Here is a 20,368-nt window from a genome sequence, read left to right as displayed (position 1 = left end):
TTTAAAACAACGCGTTAAAATTAAAGCTGCTCCAAATATTTAGGTTGACTAAAATATTTGGAGCAGCTTTTAACTTTTATATAGAATAAACATATAATTCTATATATTTTACTTGTTCTTAATCCATTTATCTATAAAGTAATAGCATTTTTCTCTAATATCCTGTGGGAACGAACTTTCGCTGTTAAACACTATGCTGCTGTATTTATTAGGTACCCTCATATCTAAATATCTTTCTCTAACTTTGCTATTTATTTTTTCAAAAGATAATTCAAAGTCATTTTTACTATTTTGGGTAAAAATAAAAGGCCTTGGTGCAATACCTGAAAGTATGTCATATTCAGCAGCATACTCTTTTAACCCAGGAATAGAAATGCACATATCAAACCCTTTAATAAATTTCACATTATTATCATTATACAAGTTGGTAGTAAAATACATATTGTAATTACAGCACCCAACCTTTATCCTTTTGTCTAAAAACATAGTCAATATTGCAAATAATCCGCCTTCTTCAGATCCAATTATACCTATTTTTTCACTATTCACCTCCTCGAAACTTTGCAGAATATCAATTGCTCTTTTCATTTCAAACATTTCATTAGCCATTTCAGTACATCCGCTATACAAAAGCTCATTACATCTAAATATCCTATAGTTCTCGCTTACATTTGCTTTTCTACCTATAGAATTTTTTTTCATAAAATCATCATATAAATTAGATTTTTCAAAGCTTCTACTTTCATAAGGAAATCTATCAGGACATATAACAACATATCCATTTAGACAAAGTTCAAGCCCATAATTTAGTTCATCGTTTTTGCATATTCCAGCAGCAGTACTTTTTCCAAACTTATAATCCTCATCATTTTTATTTCCATGTATAGCTAAAATCCCCGGCACCTTATTTTTTATATTTTTAGGAATAAGCGCGTATGCCTCCACTCTTTCATTTACATTAACTTTATACCTAATTAATTTTATTGTGTACTTATCAAATTCTTCTTTTGAAAGCAGCTCAATTTCATTGTCCAATTTCACTTCATTATAACCTATAAGTTTCTTAAATTCTTCAGGAGTTAACTTCAAATTTTCACATTTTTCATACTCTGACACATGATTAAACTTCACAATTATCCCTCCCAAACGTAAACGTTATCGTCATAATAATTATAAAATTAATTTTCATATTTTGCAATAATTTAGGAAAATGAAAACTATTTTTATTTTATATATTTTTGTTCAACTCGGCATTTCTCACTCTATAAGCTTCCTCAACCATTTCATTTTTAAAGTCTCTCTCATCCATATCTAGATCTACATTATTTTTAATACTTTTTATGGATAACTCTGCAACTTTTTTTATGAGCTTAACACCATATAATTTCAAAAGTTCTTCCTCAACATCACTTTGATTTTTTAAACTTTCTTTATTAATTATATGCTCTAGTCTTATTCCTCTATTCTTAAGTACATAAGCTATAATTACGCCTCTATTGCAGCAAATAGGCTCTTTCTCTATACCCATAACTACAATTTTAAAGCCTTTTCTAATTCCATTTTCTATCCTAAGTATTCCATTTATAAATTTTTCATTTGAACGTACTTTTTCAAAGTCATTGCCGTCAAACTCATAATTTCTTAAATCAAATTCCTTTCCCATAGGTATATAATAAATTCCAAGCTTGTTGAGAAAGTTTTTAATATTGTCCCCATTGTATACACCACTTATATCATTTCTCATAGCTCTTATATCTACCACACAATTAATTCCGTATTCTTTTAAAATCTCACTAAAATCTTTTAATTCTCTTTTATCATACCCTATTGTATAACATAAATTTATCATATAATCATCTTTCCTTAATCTTTTAATTATGGATAAACCACTACGAAACTTAAACTTAAAATTAATAAAAAGCTTTCTGTTAACATTTCATTATAATTGTAGTCAAATAAAAAAAGACTGTCAATGCCGTAATTTTATATGATTTCTCATACATAATCTTGACATAAAATACGTTATATTATATTATTAGATTAGCATTTTATGAAGCCTTTCGTCCCTTTGGATGGGAGGCGTTTATTATTAATAAAAATAGGAGTGATTTTTTAATGGTTGCAAAAGAAGTAAGAACAAGATTTGCACCTAGCCCTACCGGTTATATGCACATTGGAAATTTACGAACTGCTTTATATACTTATTTAATTGCAAAACATGAAGATGGTAAATTTATATTAAGAATTGAGGATACAGATCAGGAAAGATACGTTGAAGGTGCTGTAGATGTAATTTATAACACCCTTAAAACAACTGGTTTAAAGCACGATGAAGGTCCTGATATAGGTGGTCCGGTAGGTCCATATATCCAAAGTGAAAGAAAAGGACTTTACCTTGAATATGCAAAGAAATTGATTGAAAAAGGTGAAGCTTACTATTGTTTCTGTAGTAAGGAAAGACTTGACATTTTAAAGACAAATTCAGAAGCACTAAAAAGACCTTTTAAGTATGATAAACACTGCATGCATTTATCTAAAGAAGAAATTCAAGAAAAGCTTGATGCAGGAGTTCCTTACGTTATAAGACAAAACAATCCAACAGAAGGTACTACAAGTTTTGATGACGTTATTTATGGAAGAATTTCCGTTGACAATTCTGAACTTGACGACATGATTTTAATAAAATCTGATGGATTCCCTACATATAATTTTGCAAATGTTGTCGATGACCATCTAATGGGAATAACTCATGTAGTTAGAGGAAATGAATACTTATCTTCTGCTCCAAAATACAACAGATTATATGAAGCCTTTGGATGGGAAGTTCCTATATACGTTCACTGCCCACCAATAATGAAGGATGCTCACAGCAAATTAAGTAAAAGAAATGGCGATGCATCTTTTGAAGATTTACTTGCAAAAGGTTATCTAAAAGAAGCTGTTTTAAATTACATAGCACTTTTAGGTTGGAATCCTGAAGGAGAAAATGAAATACTATCTCTTTCCGATATGATAAAGGTATTTGATTATAAACATATAAACAAATCTCCTGCTGTTTTTGACCCTGTAAAACTTAAGTGGATGAACGGAGAATATATAAGAAAGCTTTCCTTAGAGGAGTTCCATGAACTTGCTTTACCATATTACAAAAAAGTTATAAAAAAGGAAAACATAAATTTAAATGAAATAAGTGAACTACTTCACACTAGAGTTGAAGTATTCAGTGAAATTCCAGACATGGTAGATTTCTTTGATGAACTTCCTGAATATGATATAGAAATGTACACTCATAAAAAAATGAAAACAAACACTGAAAACTCTTTAGATGGACTTTTAAAATCTCTCCCTATTCTTGAAGAATTAAAGAACTGGAATTTGGAATCCATTCAAACTACGGTAATGGGATTTATTAAAGAATTAGGTGTAAAAAATGGTTTAATATTATGGCCTTTAAGAACAGCTCTTTCAGGTAAAAAATTCACACCAGGTGGCGCTTTTGAAATTGCAGATATAATTGGCAAAGAAGAATCCATAAAAAGAATAAAAATTGGTATTGAAAAATTAAAAAATGGCAAGTAACAACATTTTGGAATATTAAATAAAATTAATAAATCTAAGCGTCAAATTGTTAAAAGCTTAAGAGGTTTCAATAACTCGTCTTTGACTCAAACAAATTGAAATTTCTAAAGCTTTTAACAATTTGCCACTAAGATTTATAGAATTTTATTTAAACTATTCCTTCAATGTTGTTACTTCGCTGTGCTGACGAAAATCAAGGTAGATTTTTCTCCGTTTCTTTACGAAAAATACACTGTAAACGTATTTTGATGAAATTGTACTAGTCTATTTCAGAGAATATATTATAAAAATTTAAGTGATTACAAGAATTCATACCTAAAATTCCGTAGGCACGGAGGAATTTTTTCCTTGCACTACCGTGAGAGCGAAATAACAATGCTGAAGGAACGATTTAAAAAAATACTAATAAATCTTGGTAAAAAAATCATAAAACACTTAGATATTTCAATCTGTCTGAGCGATAGCGAGTTATTGAAATATCTTAGTATTTTATGATTTTTTTACCTTAGATTTATAGGATTTTTTTAATGTGACAAAGCATTGTTATTTCGCATTTTTATTTAAATTCAATTAAATCTTTTCCAAGCTTTTTTATACGTGCAAGAGAATAAACATCATATCCTCTTTTTTCCAATGTTTTACGTCCAGGTTGAAATGACTTTTCAATAACAATTCCTATCCCAGAAACCTTTGCCCCACATTCTTCTACCAAACGTATTGCACCTAAAGAAGCTTCTCCATTGGCTAAGAAATCATCAATTATAAGCACATTATCTTCTTTTGATATATACTTTTTTGACAAAGTAAGTTCATAATCTGAACCCTTAGTAAAGGAATGTACAGTAGTTTGATAAAAATCATCCTTTAATACTTTTGATGTTTGCTTTTTTAGTATAACCATAGGTATATTCATTTGCATTGCAGTCATAACTGCTGGAGCTATACCTGAACTTTCAATAGTAAAAACCTTCGTAATTCCTTTATTTTCAAAATATTTTTTAAAATATGTCCCTATTTCATACATCAATTTAGGATCAACTTTATGATTCAAAAAAGAATCTACCTTTAATACTGACTCATTAAGTGCATGTCCTTCTTCTAAAATCTTTTTACGTAGTTCTTCCATATTTAAACACCTCGTATATTTTATTTTTAGGTTTTGTTTTAAATAAGCATAAAAGTTAATTTTTATGCTTACTTAAAACATATCTTACTTTTTCTCTTTTAGTATAAGATTTAGTATAAGTGCAACAATTGTTCCAGTTGAAATTCCAGACGAAAAAATCATTTTTAAACTTTCTGGAAGATTCGATAAAATCTCTGGTCTAAAAGTTACTCCTAACCCTAATCCAATTGAAGTTGCTATTATAAGTATGTTTCTATTATCTAGTTTTACATTACTTAAAGTCTGAATTCCAGCAGCAGCTACTGTTCCGAACATAACAATTCCAACTCCTCCAAGTACTGGCTGAGGCATTACATTTATAATTGCTGCAAATTTAGGAAATAAGCCTAGTATAACAAGAAGTATTCCAGCTGTCATAGTTACAAATCTACTTGCAACCTTTGTAAGGGGTATAAGACCTACATTTTGACTAAATGAGGTGTTCGGCATTGCTCCAAATACACCTGCAAGCACACTTCCAACTCCATCTGAAAGTATTCCTTTAGAAATTCTACTATCGTCCTCTTTAATACCAGAAATCTCATTAATAGCCCTTAAGTTTCCAACAGTGCTTATAACAGACACACAGTAAGCTGGAATAAAAGGCAAAAGCACATCTAAGTTAAATTTTATACCATGACCAAAAACCTGTGGAAGAGATATTATGTTTGCCTTAGATACCGATGAAAAATCAACCATGCCAAGGCAAATGCAAATCACATATCCTACTGCCATTCCTATTAAAATTGATGCACTGCTAAAAAGTCCTTTTCCATAATGATTTAATAGCAGTGTTATTAAAGTAACAACTAGCGCTATGCTTATATTTCTTAAGCTTCCATAATCATGCGCTCCAGAGCCTCCTGCTGCCCAATCTATTGAAACTGGTAAAAGAGTAAGCCCTATTAAGCAAACTACAATACCTGTTACAATTTCCGGAAATAGCTTCATTATATACTTAATAAAAAAACTTAAAATTATTACTAAAAAAGCTCCTAATATGGTAGCTCCAAATATACCTGCTAAACCAAATTTTTTACCTACCACTGCAGCAGGCGCAACAAATGTTATATCTGTTCCCATAATACATGCTACACGTGCTCCAATAGGTCCTATACCTTTAGATTGTATAAAGGTAGCAATTCCGGCCATTAAAATTGCAGCGCTTATCAAGGCTGTAGATGTTTTTACATCAAGTTTTAGTGCAGCTGCTATAATTATTGGTACTACTATGATACCACCAAAAGCAGCAAAAATATGCTGAAATCCCAATAAAATTTGAGATAATAACTTTGGTTTATCGTCTACTTCATAAGCTAATTCAATTTGTTTTTCATTTTCTTTTTGTGTCTCCATCTTTTTCTCCCTTACATTTTATTATTGTATGCAAAAAATACCTCATAAATATATAAGGTATTTTTGAAAACAATAGCATAATAATTCAAAAACACCTCGTAGTCTGCTCATTTAAGGTTAGCAGGTAGAAACTTTCGGACCATATTACCGATTATATACGAGTTTAAAAAATTACAATAAAAATTATATCATATTTTATCAACTATTGTTTATATTTTTAATTCAATTTTAAATTTAATATAGAAGACCACTTTCTTTTTTAATTACTTTTATATTTTTAGTAATACTTATGCTATCATCTTTCTCCAAAGTAACAGTTATATTAGTATTCTTGCCTCCCGCTCCATCAATTCCAAATGCAGTTAACACATCAGCTCCAGCTATAACATCACTTTTACTTTGATCTGAATCGCTAATATCTTTGCTATTATTCGCCACTTTTATTATATTACCATCATCTGATTTTACTACAACTTTTACATTATCATCTTTTGATGAATATATTGGTTCTCCTTTTTCATCTGTTCCTATTTTAACCTTTACTATAAAATCAACACTTCCCCCTTCAGGTATAGTATTAAAAGTCAAACCTTCTAATTCAATATCGTTGTTTGTTATATTTATGATATTTACTTCAAGTTCAGCAGTATCAGAGTAATTTCCTGCTTTATCTTCTTCTCTTGCATATACAGTGCAACTATTTGTAACTTTAATGCTTGTGTTTTCAGAAGCACCTTCCGTCCAATTTACTCCATCCAAGCTATACTCTCTCTTGTCAATACCAGACCCATTTTCTCCGTCATTTCCAAATTCTATTAAAATGTTCGCCTCTTTTATAGAAATGTTTCCATCCTTGTTTGTTATCTGAGGCTTTGGAGGTTTTATCTTATCTATTTTAACCTCCTTTTGATTTATAGCGCTCTCGCCTAAAGTAATTTTATCAACAGTTTTTGCCGCAATTTCATGTTTTCCATCATCTCGCATAACAACTGGTTCTATATAATCAGTCCAATCCCCATCATCTATTTTGTACTGAATCTTTTGTAAACTATCAGGGAAATTAGCAGGTTTCACTAAAGTAGCAGTAACATTAGTATTATTCCATCCATTCGTGTTAGGAGCAGGACTTAATTGTATATCTGGCGCCGTCAAAGTTTGAAATTCAAATATGACAGTTGGTTTAGGATTATCATAAGATAAATTTATATCTTGAGTGCTACTGCCAACTAAACTATATCCAGTGGTATTGTCTACAGATACTTTATAACTACCGGAAGTCTCCTTTAAAAACTGTGTTTGCCCCGTATTATCTGTATTTTGACTCACGACCTCACTATTCGGTCTTGTAATGTTAATTTTAACTGATGGAGTAAATACCCTTCCAGAGCTATCAACACACTTTACGTAAATGTCTCCCTCTTTAACATTAAGGTTGTAGTCATATTCATAATTCTTCTGAACTTTGCTATCGAGATTTAAGAAATTGTATTTAAATAAATTTTCAACTTTATAACTTCCTTCACTGTTAAGCTTAAGGGTAAAGTTTTTTGGTGTGTTTGGATTATCGATATTTCCTGACTTAAAATTAATATCCTTTAAATTTAGATCCGAGCTTTCTACTACATCAGCATTACTGCCATTTGAAGTATTTATACAATTTAAAGATAGCCCATCATTTTGTAATGCTGCAGCATTATTATCACTAAGAAACATTGTATCTGTAATTGCGCTAGTAGAATTTATAGCATTTATGCTAAGACTTGTCTCTGCAGTATCGCCTACTAAATATCCATTTTTAAGCCCAGATACACTTGCACTAAGAGTTGGTTCATCTACGTATTTAAAATTAATAGTTTTTTCTCCTTTTGCATTTTGAGTATCCAAAACTTCAATTTTAATTGATACATCTGCATTTGTTCCAGCTAATTCTTTTAATTTATCCTTCGGTATAGATACCTTTACTTCATCTCCAGAAGTCATTGTTTTATAATCACTTATACCGTTACCATTCTCATCTACCAATTTATCATTAATATAAATATTTCTTCTCAATGCATCTTTTTTTTCATCATTTTGATCTGAATCCTGTGCCATAAAACTAAAATCAAGTGAATTTTGACTTTTTGATACCAATTGTCCCTCGTTTAAATTAAACACATTTACAGTAGGTGCATGATTTGCCGTCCTAGCAGCTTTAACAATGGTATTTAAGAACATTTCCTGCTCATCTTGACTATCCCTAGGAGAGCTATGACCTGTACCTGAATAAGTTATATTGCCTTTAGAATAAGTGTAATAATAATTTCTAGGGTCATTTACATTTCCTGCACTTCCACCAGTATTTATTACCCCACTTAAATCATACCATGGCACAACATCTTCATCCTCTAAATTAAGCTGAAAATATTGATGATGCGTTTGAGATATATTTAAAGTTTTAGGATTAACGTTATTTCTGCCTAAAACATATGGATATTCAGAAAAAACTCCGTCATTCACTTTAGCCGCCTGTTTGTGATCAAAATAATCATGAGCCCCCCAAGATTTAGGTTTTTCATTATTATAATCATTATGAGATAATATCATATCTGTTGTAAAACCATATGATGGTATTCCATCAGCATCTGGATAGCTATCATGAGAAATTTCACTTCCATCATAATCAGTTTCATTAGGATTATTTTCATCTACATATCTACTTTGTCCTAAATAGTCCCTAAGCTTTTTATTAAATTGGAATCCATACATATTCTTTTTCTCAGGACTTAAATAAGCAGAAAGAGTATCATGTGTAAACATAACGCTTTGACCAGTCTTTATAAAATCAATTATAGCATCCGTCGCATTTTCAGTAAAACTAGATTTTCCATACATATCTGCAAATCCAATTATGACCATATCATAATTTCCATTAAGAGATATCATTGAATTTTTGACTTCATTTAGATTAGCTTTGGCATCATTAAGTACTTCAAGATAATCTATTGGATTCCACCATGAACCACCATACCTTCCGTATTTGTTGTAATTATTTAATGCGGTATTATAATCATTTAAAGCCTCATTATAGGTTGACTGATATTCTTTATCATTGTATTTATTAAACTCATCACAACTCTTTTTAGTTATTTGAACATTATAGTATCCTTGTTGTTGTAATTGGATCTTTGTTAAATCTTGTGTCAAATCCAATGAATTACCTTTAGGATATATCTGCAGTACTCTTATTGGGACCACATTATCGCTTTTATAAAGTGTATATCCATACTGATAACTTTTGACATTCGTAACATCATCCGTAACCTCAAGCTTCCATGGCATTAAGCCAACAAAATAGTCAGGCACCATATAACTCAATTGCAGGTTAGCCCCACCTGTCTGTTTATTTACCGATGCATAACTTTCATAATCCTTAAAAAGCCCGTCCCCATTCATATCACAATATAACTTAGTAGTAAAAGTATGAGAAGTGTCACCACTTATATCAAATACAAAATTCATATTTCTGTCCGGATTATAATTTTTCAAATCACCAGTATAGGGGAGTGGAGAACTTTTTATTGTAACAATAGGTCTTTTGTTAGAATTGTTATAATAATTCGTTATTAAGCTTGAAGTTAAATTTGAATCCACAGCTTTAAAATTAGGCATATTCTGATAGTTTTTTAGATTATTCCACAGCTTTGATCCATCAAGTTCTTCATCCTTGAATATTGAACTGTCAAACAAAAACAACTGTCCTGATTCTATGTATTCCTTAAGTTCTTTGGCTTTTTTATCCGTAATATCATTTTCGCTATAATATTCTACATGACCAGGGTCATTCTGATTGCTTTCACCAAAATCGACACCTGTTTTTGGAGCTTTTGTACCAACTTTACTGTACTTAATTGCATATGCATTTTTACCTGATACTTTATTTCCACTATAGGTTGTAACATATTTTGTGTAGGTTTTATTCCCAACATACACAATATCATACATTCCGTTTACTTTATCTATTTTGCCTATGAATTCTGACATAGGCATTTGTGTAATATCAACATTATTTGAAAACATGTTTTTGCTTAAAACATACTCATCCCCTGGTTCTATTTCAAGTATCTTTAACTTAGCTGCATCATTGTTATCTGCTGCCTTTACATTTTTCACATTTATATTTAAATTAAATTGAACTGTTATAAGCACTAATATAAGCAGCAAACTAAACATCTTTTTTACACGATTATCCATGGCTTCACCCCCTATATAAATTTAACTTTCTACCCAACCTATAATTCTAAACTTAAGACCATAAGCATACTCATTTATGTTATTTAAAAGAATTTTATTTACAGCCACTCTATCCGCTGGATTAAACTCACCTGCGGCACTTGCTGGGAAAACTGCATCTGCATGTTTAGTGGCATCAATTGCATTATAATAATTTTCAAGCCTTGTGTACGGCTGAGAATCAACGTCATAATTCATAATATGCTTCAAGATTGAAGTTTTAGCTTTATCTGAATTTATCCCCATTATTTCTATATTTGGCTGTGGACTCGCTTCTTCTCCATTACTTCTAAAAATCACCTTTTGCTCATTCTTATCATAATAAGCAATATTTGAGTTGGCATCTCCTGCATTATCTATACTTTGACTATCATTTAACTTATAAACTGTACCATTTTGAGTTGTTATGGATTTTGCATAAATATTACAGTTCCAAAAACAACTTGGATTTGAAGAGTTGAATTTAATAGAGCCATCGCAATATATTATATAGTTTACAAGAGGCCTATTTAGATCACCAACCTCAATATCACCCTTAATAAATATAATTTTATAAAAGGTTGAATATTGAAGCATATTTTCAAAATCATTTGTACCTTTACTATTTTTAATTTTAATATAATCATCTAAGCTATAATCTTTAATTCTGTCAATTTCTTCTTGAGTTTTAGCATTTTTCAGCATTTCACTAGTTGGAATCCAGCTTTCTTCAATATTATCAATACTAATTTCCGAATTAACCTTGCCACTCGCAATGCCATTTTCAATATCAGTATACATATTTGACACAATATCATCTAACTTCTTAGGCGTATCACTAGTATTATCATATTTATAAACCATTAAATCAGATTTTCCATCTGAATTGTTTTTAACGGTATCGCTATTTAAAGGAATTGCACCATCTTCCATAGCGTTGTTAAAGGTAAAATCACCTGAGTTTTCTTTGTTTGAATCTATACTTGTTAAAGTGCTGTTAAACATCCTATTAAAGTATGCATTAGAAATATTCGCTACATCTATGTACGCTTCTATAGTTTGGGTTGATAATTGATACTTTCCAGTTGAAGTTATTTTAATACATTTTTTATCAGTTTCCGTTACAGTATCCTTATAGGAAGCTGCATTATCGAACTCCACCTTGTATGATGCACCACTTTCTAGTGTAGTATCAGCTATATTATCTGGGACATCAAACTTATAATTTCCAGCAGGATTTTCTTGAATATCAAGGTATTGTTTCCAATCATCTTTTGCTATTTTAGCCTTAAGAGCAGAAATACCTTTGTCTATTCCAGTTTCTGCAGCTAATTTTGCTTTATCAGTCCTCTCTATGTGCGCTGTTGTAATTCTATTAGTAGATAGCAGTAATAAAGCAGAAAGCGTTAGGGCACTTAGAAGCATAATTACACATATTACATATATAAGGGCAAAACCTCTATTTTTGCTTTTTCTCACTTCTAATCATCTCCACTATATTTTATCTTTGAAACACACATGGTATAACTTTTTGTTATACTTGGGTATTTTTTACTTGTAAGAGTGATAAAAATATTATAAGCATTGCTTTTATAATCCTGGGTATTATTATCAGCTTCACTAGTATCATCCTTACCCAAAACATAATTAAGAGGTTCTACATAATTTTTATCGCTAGGAAACACATCTACATTTTTAGCTATAACTTTTTCACTGTTTGCTTTCAATATATAATTTGCCTTTTCCTCCAACCGAACTTCATAATGTTTTCCATCATTTATATTATATACAAGATAAAATTCTCCATTTTCTTCGTAAATAAACTCTCCTATCCAATTTGAAGGAACATCTAAATGTCCAATTTCGTTGTTGAATTTATCAGCAGCTAATTTCTTTCCTACATAATCACCAGTTGTATTATCATCATTATAGTTCAATATACTTCTTGTATTTTGAACATTATTATCAGCATCCTTATCTAGCGAAAAAGAATTTGTGGTAAGCTCAAGTCTTACAAGCTCTGTTTCAGAGCCGATTTTTTTCAAAGCGTACATACAACCTTCACCATCTATTTGTTCTATATAAATAAGTGGTGTATAATTGCTGCCAAGCTGAATATTAAACAAATTATCAAACCTTGTGCCAATGTCAAACCTTTCCGTTTTTATTGAATAAGGGCTTTGTTTCGCCTGTTTAATATCTTGTGCTATTTGCGTAACTGCTGTTTTACAATCAAATTGTATATCTGCCTCTTCCTTTTCGTAGCTATATACTTTAAAATTTCCACTTTCAAAATAATACACTCCAAGTGAAAAAATAGCCATCATTGCTACTACTGTTATTACCTCTATTAATGTAAATCCCCTATGTCTCTTTTCCACACTATCACCTACTTACACTTGTGCTTGCACTTGACATAGAACTGTCACCTGCACTCATATCCCACACTTTTACTTCTGCCGTATAGACATTATAAAGCCACTCAGTATTAAGATTAATCTCACCATTTTCATTATCTATTTTACGGCTGTTATCTACAGCTTTTTTTAAAGTTATATAAGCAGCATATTTTTTAGAAGAAGCTTTTTGTTTATTGAAATTAATCACAGAATCAAAATCTGAGTTTACATTATCTGCAGCATTTATATATTCAGTATCTTTTAACACATCTTTTAAATCGCCATAATTAAAGTAAATTATATAAATTTTTTTAGCTATGCTGGCATCATTATCAATGGAGTACATATCTTCTACATTGTTGATTGGCTGTACAGCTTCTCCTGGAATACTAGCAGTCTTCTCTCCAATACCCTTTGCCTTTAACTGCTGCACTAAACTATTGGCCGCAGAGTATGTTGGGAATTTTACATTTTCTTTTTTATAGATTTTTGCTGAACTATCTATTGTAAGAACTATAACAGAAGATGCTATTGCAAATATGGCCATAGCAACTAGCATTTCTATTAATGAAATCCCCTTATGTTTTATATTTATCATTACATACACCTCATACTATCGTTAATTTCCAGAGCCAAAATTATATTGGACATTATTCTTATCCTTGCTTACAATATAAAAATAGCTTACCGTTACGCTGAGAGTAAATTTTTTATTTTGAGAATCATCACTATTTAAAATTATATTGGCATTATCTATTTCTGAAATTCTATTGGTTGATTCAATACTTTTAAGAAATGACATAACGCTGTCTTCATCATTGCCAACTACGCTTATATTTACTGGTATTTGCATTAAATCTCCATTTTTTTTAGAGTTATTACTCTCTATTTGCTCATTTTTATCGCTGCTAAATCCATCAAACAGTTTAACATCACCAAAGATCATACTTGAAACAGTAACCTTACTATTTGCAGCTATATTTTGTATATCGTATTCAATTTCAGGATTTCTCTCATTTATCGGCAGCTTACTTTGTGAATCATTATATTCATCAGTAATTTTTTTTAACTTTTTCTTCATTGTTAAATTTTGTAGTTTAGTCATTTCCATTTGATTTTCCTTTAGTTCTAAATCATTTATAGCGCTCTTACTCTGGCTTATAGATTTTAATGATGGCAAAAGCACAAACTGACAGTATACAAATAATACAATAACTGCCGCTAAAACTATTAATATCTTTTTATCCCTTTGCGTTATTTTTTGCATTTAAACCATCCCCTAAGTCTATAGTAAATTTATAAACATTACTAACATTGTTATTACCTGAATTATTATCTTGTGAATTTGTCACCTTGATAAGTCTTGAATTTTTATAGGTGTCTGACATTTGAAGATTGGCTACTAATGCAGCTGGTGCTTTACTATTAGTGGTTTCTCCTGATATGATTATTCCACCTTTTTTATCAAAATCTATGGAATCAAATTTGACATCTGATGGAACGTATTTATTTATATCCTGAATTTTTTCATTGAGCATTGTTTTGCCTTTTGTAAGTTTATCTACGAGTTTTATTCTAGAGTTATATGTATTAATCTTTTTCAAAAGCACATCATGTTGAGCTTGTAAATTTGTAAATCCTTTAAGCTTATACTCATCATCTTTCTCCCTACTAGAATAAATATGAGCTATAGTTATTGGAATTACACATGCCGCAATAAATACAACCATTAAAGATGCTGCAACTATCTTAGCAAAACTAGAGCTTAAAATATTTATTTTATATTTTCTTTTATTGTCAGGAACTAAATTTAATTCCTTTTTGCCTTTCCTTAATAATGAACCATAGACATTTAAATAATTATTAAAATTATTTTGATTTTGAAAGTTAACCTTTAACTTTATGCTTTCTGGATCCTCTACTGTAGTTACATCTGTCCCCATAAAATCTTGAAGATATGCTTCTATACCATATATTTTTGCACCTTCACCTACTATGAATACTTTATCCAAAGTTTTTTTCGTTTTACCAGCTGTATAAAACCTAACAACTCTATCAAAAGCCTTAAATATATCATCAAAATTATTTTTGAGATTTCCATATATTTCATCAGAATAATCTTGTTTTGCAAAATTAAATTTAGACATAAAATAGGAATATGCTTCTTCATAATCCTTATGGATTTTATCCTCAACTATCCCAACTGCATTATATATGCCTTTATCAACTTCTTTTTCAATAAAAATTTTTCCTCTGTCTAGTATAACTATGCTGCTAAATTTATTTTCTATATCTATAATTCCAACACTTGTTACATCGCTTTTCTCAAAGTAATTTTTAAAAGTTCTAGATACACTAATAGGAAGTATATCTATTGCTTTGAGTTTCATGTCCAATTTTTTAGTTAATTCAACATATCCATTAATTTTAACTCTCGGGACTGCTGCAACAAGAACTTTATATATTTTCTTTTCATCATTATTTACTTTATCTATAATCTGATAGTCTATGTAATAATTAACCCCCTGTCTTGGAAGATACTGACCTATTTCTCTTATGGCAGCCTTTCCAACCTGTACCTCTTGCATTATGGCTATTTCTGTATGCCTTATTATAGTATCCTGACCATGGACCGTGTATATAACATTATCTACAGCAACTTTATTCATTTCTATAAAATCGTTTATTACTTTTGCAACAGCTTCTACATCAACAATTCTATCATTTTCAATAGCTCCATTTGGCGTGTTTAAAATTTGGCTTTTTGAAATCTTTCCCCTAGTTCCAATTACTATTTTTATATATCTATTTTCTATCTCTACAGCCATAGTATTTTTTGCCATACAACTTTCCCCCAATCATATATAGCGAAATTATCTCAGCAACAATTTGCATATGCATCATGATGCCTTAACACACGGCATTTTGATACAATAATTGTGAACTACTTACAGCATCCCAAGGTACCAATTAACTATTCCTTGACCAAATAGCACGGAAACAATAGCGCTAACTGCTATAAATGGTCCGAATGGTATGTAGTCCGTTCTTTTTCTTTTTCCAAGTAGTACCAGTGAAATTCCTACTATTCCTCCAATGACTACAGATAAAAGCAGCATAAAAATTACACTTTTACTTCCTAAAAAAAGTCCACAAACAAGGCATATTTCAGCATCTCCGCTTCCCATTCCATGAGTGAAAAATATTATAAGTAAAATAAAACCTGCTCCGATTATTCCTCCTAAAATGTAATCCATAATAGAAAAACTAGTATTTAAATTTACTTTATATAAAATGTACTCTGATAAAATTAAAATTGCAGCACCTACTATTCCTATAATTATAGTCGAAGTATAAACATCCGTTGTATCTAAATCTATAAGTCCTATAACAATTATCAGTGAAACAAATGCTAAATATTTAATTGTTTCAAAGCTAATTCCATATTTTAAATAAACAAATAAAAAAATAATCCCCGATATAACTTCAACTAATGGATATCTATAAGAAATTTCACTTCCGCAAAATCTACATTTTCCCTTTAAAATTATCCAGCTTATTATTGGAAACATATCATACCACTTTAACCTTTTTCCACACTCCATACAATGTGAAGGTGGAAAAGCTATAGACTGCCCTAGTGGTATTCTAAATATGCACACATTCAAAAAGCTTCCAATGACAGTACCAAATATGAAAACAAATAAGTATATGATAAACATAGTAGCCTCCTAATATAAGTTAACAATGCCAGCACACAATAATTGTGCACTAGCTTCAAATAAAGTTAAATACCGCTAAAAACTTCTTACTAATTTTAATATTTCAAGCAGTTTATCTATATCAAGTAACAAGTTAAAAATGATTACTTGTCACTTGATTTTGGATAATTAAACTATACTTCGCCGTAATACAAATATTAGTTTGTAAAAACATATATTTGCCAGTTTATAGATATATAAAAACTTATGCCTTTTTAATGATTACTTCGAATTAATTACTTGAAGTCGTATTATATGCTGAATAATTACCCCAAGATGTACTGCTATTGTCAATTATATCTTTTTGAAGTTCATTTTCTGTCATAGTAGTCAAAGGTGTCGGAACAGCAGTTGATGGAGCTAAATCATTATTAGCTGCAATAGCTTGAGCATAAGTAGTAATACTATCAGGAGTATCCGAATCTGCCTTAGCTGTTCTTATTACATTGAGTACAGTTTTAGCATCACTTTTTACTGTTGCTATTTTTGATTTATTTACATAGCCTACAATGTTAGGCACTAAAATTACTGCGAGAATTAGCAAAATTGCAACAACAGCAATAAGCTCAATTAGTGTAAAACCTTTCTTTTTTCTTTTTCTAATTATTTTCATACAAATTCCCCCTATTTATATATTTATATTAAAACAGATTCAAATAAAATAATTTACACTTCCCTCCTTCATTTTTATAAAATTATAAATATGAACCTGCCATATGCATTATTATTCCTAAACTTGATGTGTCATTGTACATTTGAAAAATAGGCAAGATTATAGACAAAACTATAAAGCCCACAACAAATGCTAGTACAACAATTATCAAGGGTTCAATCATTGTCGTAAGCTGTGCTACAGCTGTTTCAACTTCTCCATCATAAAATTCAGCTACTTTCTTCAAAACATCCTCCAGATTTCCAGATTCCTCTCCTATTTTTATCATCTGCGTTAACATTGGAGGAAAAAGCTTTTTTTCTTCTAAAACACTGCCTATACTTGAACCCTTTTTGACATAGTCCTTAACTTCTTCAAGAGAATTTTCTATAAATTTGTTATTAACTATTTCACCGCATATATCCATACTTTTTATAAGAGGTATACCGCTTGATACAAGCATTCCAAAAGTTCTAGCAAATCTAGAAGTTACTACTTTATAGCTAAGCTTTCCCACGACTGGCAACTTAAGCTTTAATTTATCTATGTTTTTAATATTAACGCTGTATTTTCTAGCTATTTTAAATAAAATCACCAGAGCTACAGCACAAATAATTATAAGAATAAAATTGTGTGTAACTAAGTTACTAAAACCAATTGAAACTTTAGTTGGCCATGGTATTTCATTCTTACCCGAAATACTTACAATATTCGTTATAAGCATTGGAAGTATTTTAATTGCCAAGAAGTTTACTATAAGGAAAGCAAATATAGCAACTATTATTGGATATGTAAGTGCTTGTTTAACTTTTTGCCACTGCTTATATTCACTGTAATAATAATCAGCCATCCTAGTCATGATTAAATCAAGAGTTCCACTAGCTTCTCCTGCTGCCACCATACTAACAAGAAGATCTGGATACTCTTTATTTTTCTTCATAGCTTCAGCTAGCCCTTTTCCACGTTCAACATCCTCAAAAATCTTTATTGTTGCTTTTTTCAATCTTTTATTTTCAGTTTGCTGTTCTACAATATTAAGAGCTCTATTTAAGCTTATCCCAGCATTTAAAGTATAGGAAAGCTGTCTGCAAAATATAGATATATCTTTTATACTTATTTTTGAAAACATATCTATATCTGCATTTAATCCTGATTCATTTTCTTCTCTAATTGAAACAAGCCAACAATTCTTTTTTCTTAAATAAGTTGCAACCTCATTTTCATCTTCTCCTTCTATTCTTCCATTTTCAATCGTTCCTTTTATTGTTTTAGCCTCATACAAGTATACAGACATCAACTTCCCCCCTACTAATTGCCTAAGAATGCTATTTTTATCAATTCATCTATAGTAGTTTTCCCCTCATAAACCAACTTCTCACAAGAACTTCTTATAGTGCTCATACCATTTTCTATTGCTTGCCTTTCAATGAAATCGATATCAGGATTTTCTACTATTTTATCTCTCATTTCTTTTGTTATCTCCATTATCTCATAAACTCCAGTTCTACCTAAATATCCAGTTCCATTACATTTAGGGCACCCTTTTCCCCTATATAAAATTATTTTTCTACTGTTATCAATTCCTAATATTTTTTTTTCATAAGCTTTTGCTTCATACTCTTCCCTACAATTAGGACATATACGTTTAACAAGTCTTTGAGCTATTATTCCACTTAGTGAATTTGCCACAAGATATGGTTGAATTCCCATATCAAAAAGACGTATTATTGAAGCTGCCGCCCCATTAGTATGTATTGTGCTTAAAACCAGATGTCCTGTTATTGCTGCCCTTACCGCAATTTCAGCCGTTTCATTGTCTCGCATTTCTCCAATCATTATTATATCTGGGTCCTGCCTTAAGATTGCTCTTAACCCACTTGAAAAAGTAAGTCCAGCTTTTACATTAACATTAACCTGATTTATACCTTCCATCATGTACTCAACTGGATCTTCAACAGTAACTATATTTCTGTGTTCATCATTAAGTTCTTTTAATATGGCATAAAGAGTTGTAGATTTTCCGCTTCCCGTTGGTCCTGTTGTAAGTATAATTCCATATGGGCTTTTAATTATATTTTCTAGCTTTTGCATACTTTCTTTGCCCATACCTAACTTTTCTTTACTTATATTTTTACTGTCATTTTTTAAGATTCTTATTACTGCCTTTTCACCAAAAATAGTTGGCAAAATAGATACTCTTAAATCAATGTTTTTTCCATCTATAAAAACCTTCATTCTTCCGTCTTGTGGAAGCCTTTTTTCTGCAATATTTAAATTGGATATTATTTTTATACGTGTCATTATCGCCTGCAATGATTGTGTTTGAATTTTTTGCTTTTCGTGAAGCTCGCCATCAATTCTATATCTTACCCTTATGTATTTTTCAAAAGGCTCTATATGAATATCACTGCTTTGCAGCCTTACCGCTTCTCTTATTATAAAATCAACGAGTTTTACTATAGGCGCTTCGTTTACATTTTCTCTAGAAATGCCAGCTTCATTGTCATCTATTTCCTTAGGGCTTATATTATAATTTTTTGTTGCTTCCGCTGCTGCTTTTTCAATCTTTTGTGATGTATAATAAGTTTCAATAGCTCTTCTAATTTGTGTTGATGTAGCAATCATAGGTACAACTTCATAACCGGAGGCTATTCTTACATCATCCAAAGCAAACATATTCATGGGATCACTCATGGCAACATTTAGCTTGTCCCCATTAAATGATATTGGAATTAAATTATACTTTTGTGCAAGTCCTTCTGGTATAGTTAATACTGCTTTTTTATCAACAAAATATTCATCAAAATAAGCTTTTGGTATTCCTGTTTGCATTTGAAGAACGTCAACTATTTCATCCTCTGTAACAATTTTTTCACTTACCAATATTTCTCCAATTCTTTTTCCCCTATATTTTTGCTTTTTAAGTGCGCTTTCAAGCTGCTCTTTAGTTATTATTCCGTAATCAACTAATAAATCACCAAGCTTTTTACTTGCCACATATTTCATCCCCAGTACTATATGTAATTTAATTGTATTTAAAATAATATTTCTTTGTTATTACATAGAATGAATTTTATTCCATATTTTTATTATATATCTTTATATTTTTATTTACAACCATATAATATACGTTATATACATTTATTACATTTTTTATTAAATTTTGTATTGTTTTTTACAGTATAATACTATATTATAGTTGTAT

15 protein-coding genes and 1 riboswitch are annotated in these 20,368 nt (G+C 30.4%); of the genes, 1 reads left to right on the top strand and 14 read right to left on the bottom strand.

The genetic code is table 11. The features are described from left to right. Positions 1-108 precede the first annotated feature (108 nt). Entirely contained in the window at positions 109-1,131 is a 1,023-nt protein-coding gene (locus tag LQK79_RS07270; protein ID WP_053241378.1) for an acetylxylan esterase, read from the bottom strand. Between the two features lie 97 nt (positions 1,132-1,228). Continuing rightward, positions 1,229-1,849, bottom strand: coding sequence for a DUF488 domain-containing protein (locus LQK79_RS07265; RefSeq protein WP_231016071.1), 621 nt, complete (start codon positions 1,847-1,849; stop codon positions 1,229-1,231). A 266-nt stretch (positions 1,850-2,115) separates the two neighbouring features. Here LQK79_RS07265 and gltX point away from each other — a divergent pair, with 266 nt between their 5' ends. Continuing rightward, complete coding sequence (gene gltX, locus LQK79_RS07260; protein WP_053241376.1) at positions 2,116-3,579, top strand: glutamate--tRNA ligase; 1,464 nt, start codon at positions 2,116-2,118, stop codon at positions 3,577-3,579. A 556-nt stretch (positions 3,580-4,135) separates the two neighbouring features. Here the strand turns inward: gltX and LQK79_RS07255 are convergent. The 12 genes from LQK79_RS07255 to LQK79_RS07200 all read right to left on the bottom strand — a co-directional run bounded on the left by LQK79_RS07255 (position 4,136) and on the right by LQK79_RS07200 (position 20,169). After that, a complete protein-coding gene (locus LQK79_RS07255) occupies positions 4,136-4,705 on the bottom strand; it encodes a xanthine phosphoribosyltransferase (RefSeq protein WP_053241375.1) in 570 nt (189 codons plus the stop codon). A gap of 84 nt (positions 4,706-4,789) precedes the next feature. Beyond that, positions 4,790-6,100, bottom strand: coding sequence for a nucleobase:cation symporter-2 family protein (locus LQK79_RS07250; protein WP_231016070.1), 1,311 nt, complete (start codon positions 6,098-6,100; stop codon positions 4,790-4,792). Positions 6,101-6,179: 79 nt separating this feature from the next. Next, positions 6,180-6,281: riboswitch (purine riboswitch) on the bottom strand. Positions 6,282-6,334: 53 nt separating this feature from the next. Then, a complete protein-coding gene (locus LQK79_RS07245; protein ID WP_231016069.1) occupies positions 6,335-10,333 on the bottom strand; it encodes a DUF5057 domain-containing protein in 3,999 nt (1,332 codons plus the stop codon). A gap of 21 nt (positions 10,334-10,354) precedes the next feature. Further along, complete coding sequence (locus LQK79_RS07240) at positions 10,355-11,830, bottom strand: hypothetical protein (protein WP_231016068.1); 1,476 nt, start codon at positions 11,828-11,830, stop codon at positions 10,355-10,357. Between the two features lie 2 nt (positions 11,831-11,832). Next, positions 11,833-12,732 (bottom strand): PilW family protein, encoded by a 900-nt coding sequence (locus LQK79_RS07235; protein ID WP_231016067.1) that lies wholly within the window; start codon positions 12,730-12,732, stop codon positions 11,833-11,835. A 4-nt stretch (positions 12,733-12,736) separates the two neighbouring features. Beyond that, positions 12,737-13,348, bottom strand: a complete 612-nt coding sequence (locus LQK79_RS07230) for a prepilin-type N-terminal cleavage/methylation domain-containing protein (protein ID WP_231016066.1) — start codon at positions 13,346-13,348, stop codon at positions 12,737-12,739. 21 nt (positions 13,349-13,369) lie between these two features. Then, complete coding sequence (locus LQK79_RS07225) at positions 13,370-14,017, bottom strand: hypothetical protein (protein WP_231016065.1); 648 nt, start codon at positions 14,015-14,017, stop codon at positions 13,370-13,372. Continuing rightward, positions 13,992-15,593, bottom strand: a complete 1,602-nt coding sequence (pilM, locus tag LQK79_RS07220; RefSeq protein ID WP_231016064.1) for a pilus assembly protein PilM — start codon at positions 15,591-15,593, stop codon at positions 13,992-13,994. The genes LQK79_RS07225 and pilM overlap by 26 nt, the downstream gene beginning before the upstream one ends. A 105-nt stretch (positions 15,594-15,698) precedes the next feature. After that, entirely contained in the window at positions 15,699-16,472 is a 774-nt protein-coding gene (locus LQK79_RS07215; RefSeq protein WP_231016063.1) for a prepilin peptidase, read from the bottom strand. A 271-nt stretch (positions 16,473-16,743) separates the two neighbouring features. Continuing rightward, positions 16,744-17,124: a type II secretion system protein gene (locus tag LQK79_RS07210; RefSeq protein ID WP_231016062.1), complete on the bottom strand. Its 381-nt coding sequence runs from the start codon at positions 17,122-17,124 to the stop codon at positions 16,744-16,746. Between the two features lie 82 nt (positions 17,125-17,206). After that, a complete protein-coding gene (locus LQK79_RS07205; RefSeq protein ID WP_231016061.1) occupies positions 17,207-18,457 on the bottom strand; it encodes a type II secretion system F family protein in 1,251 nt (416 codons plus the stop codon). Positions 18,458-18,471: 14 nt separating this feature from the next. Next, entirely contained in the window at positions 18,472-20,169 is a 1,698-nt protein-coding gene (locus LQK79_RS07200; RefSeq protein ID WP_231016060.1) for a GspE/PulE family protein, read from the bottom strand. Positions 20,170-20,368: the final 199 nt, after the last annotated feature.

Source organism: Clostridium guangxiense (assembly GCF_021043395.1).
Taxonomy (GTDB): Bacteria; Bacillota; Clostridia; order Clostridiales; family Clostridiaceae; genus Clostridium_S; species Clostridium_S guangxiense.
The sequence above is the reverse complement of the archived record's forward strand: the minus strand, read 5'-3'. Positions and strand labels throughout refer to the sequence as shown.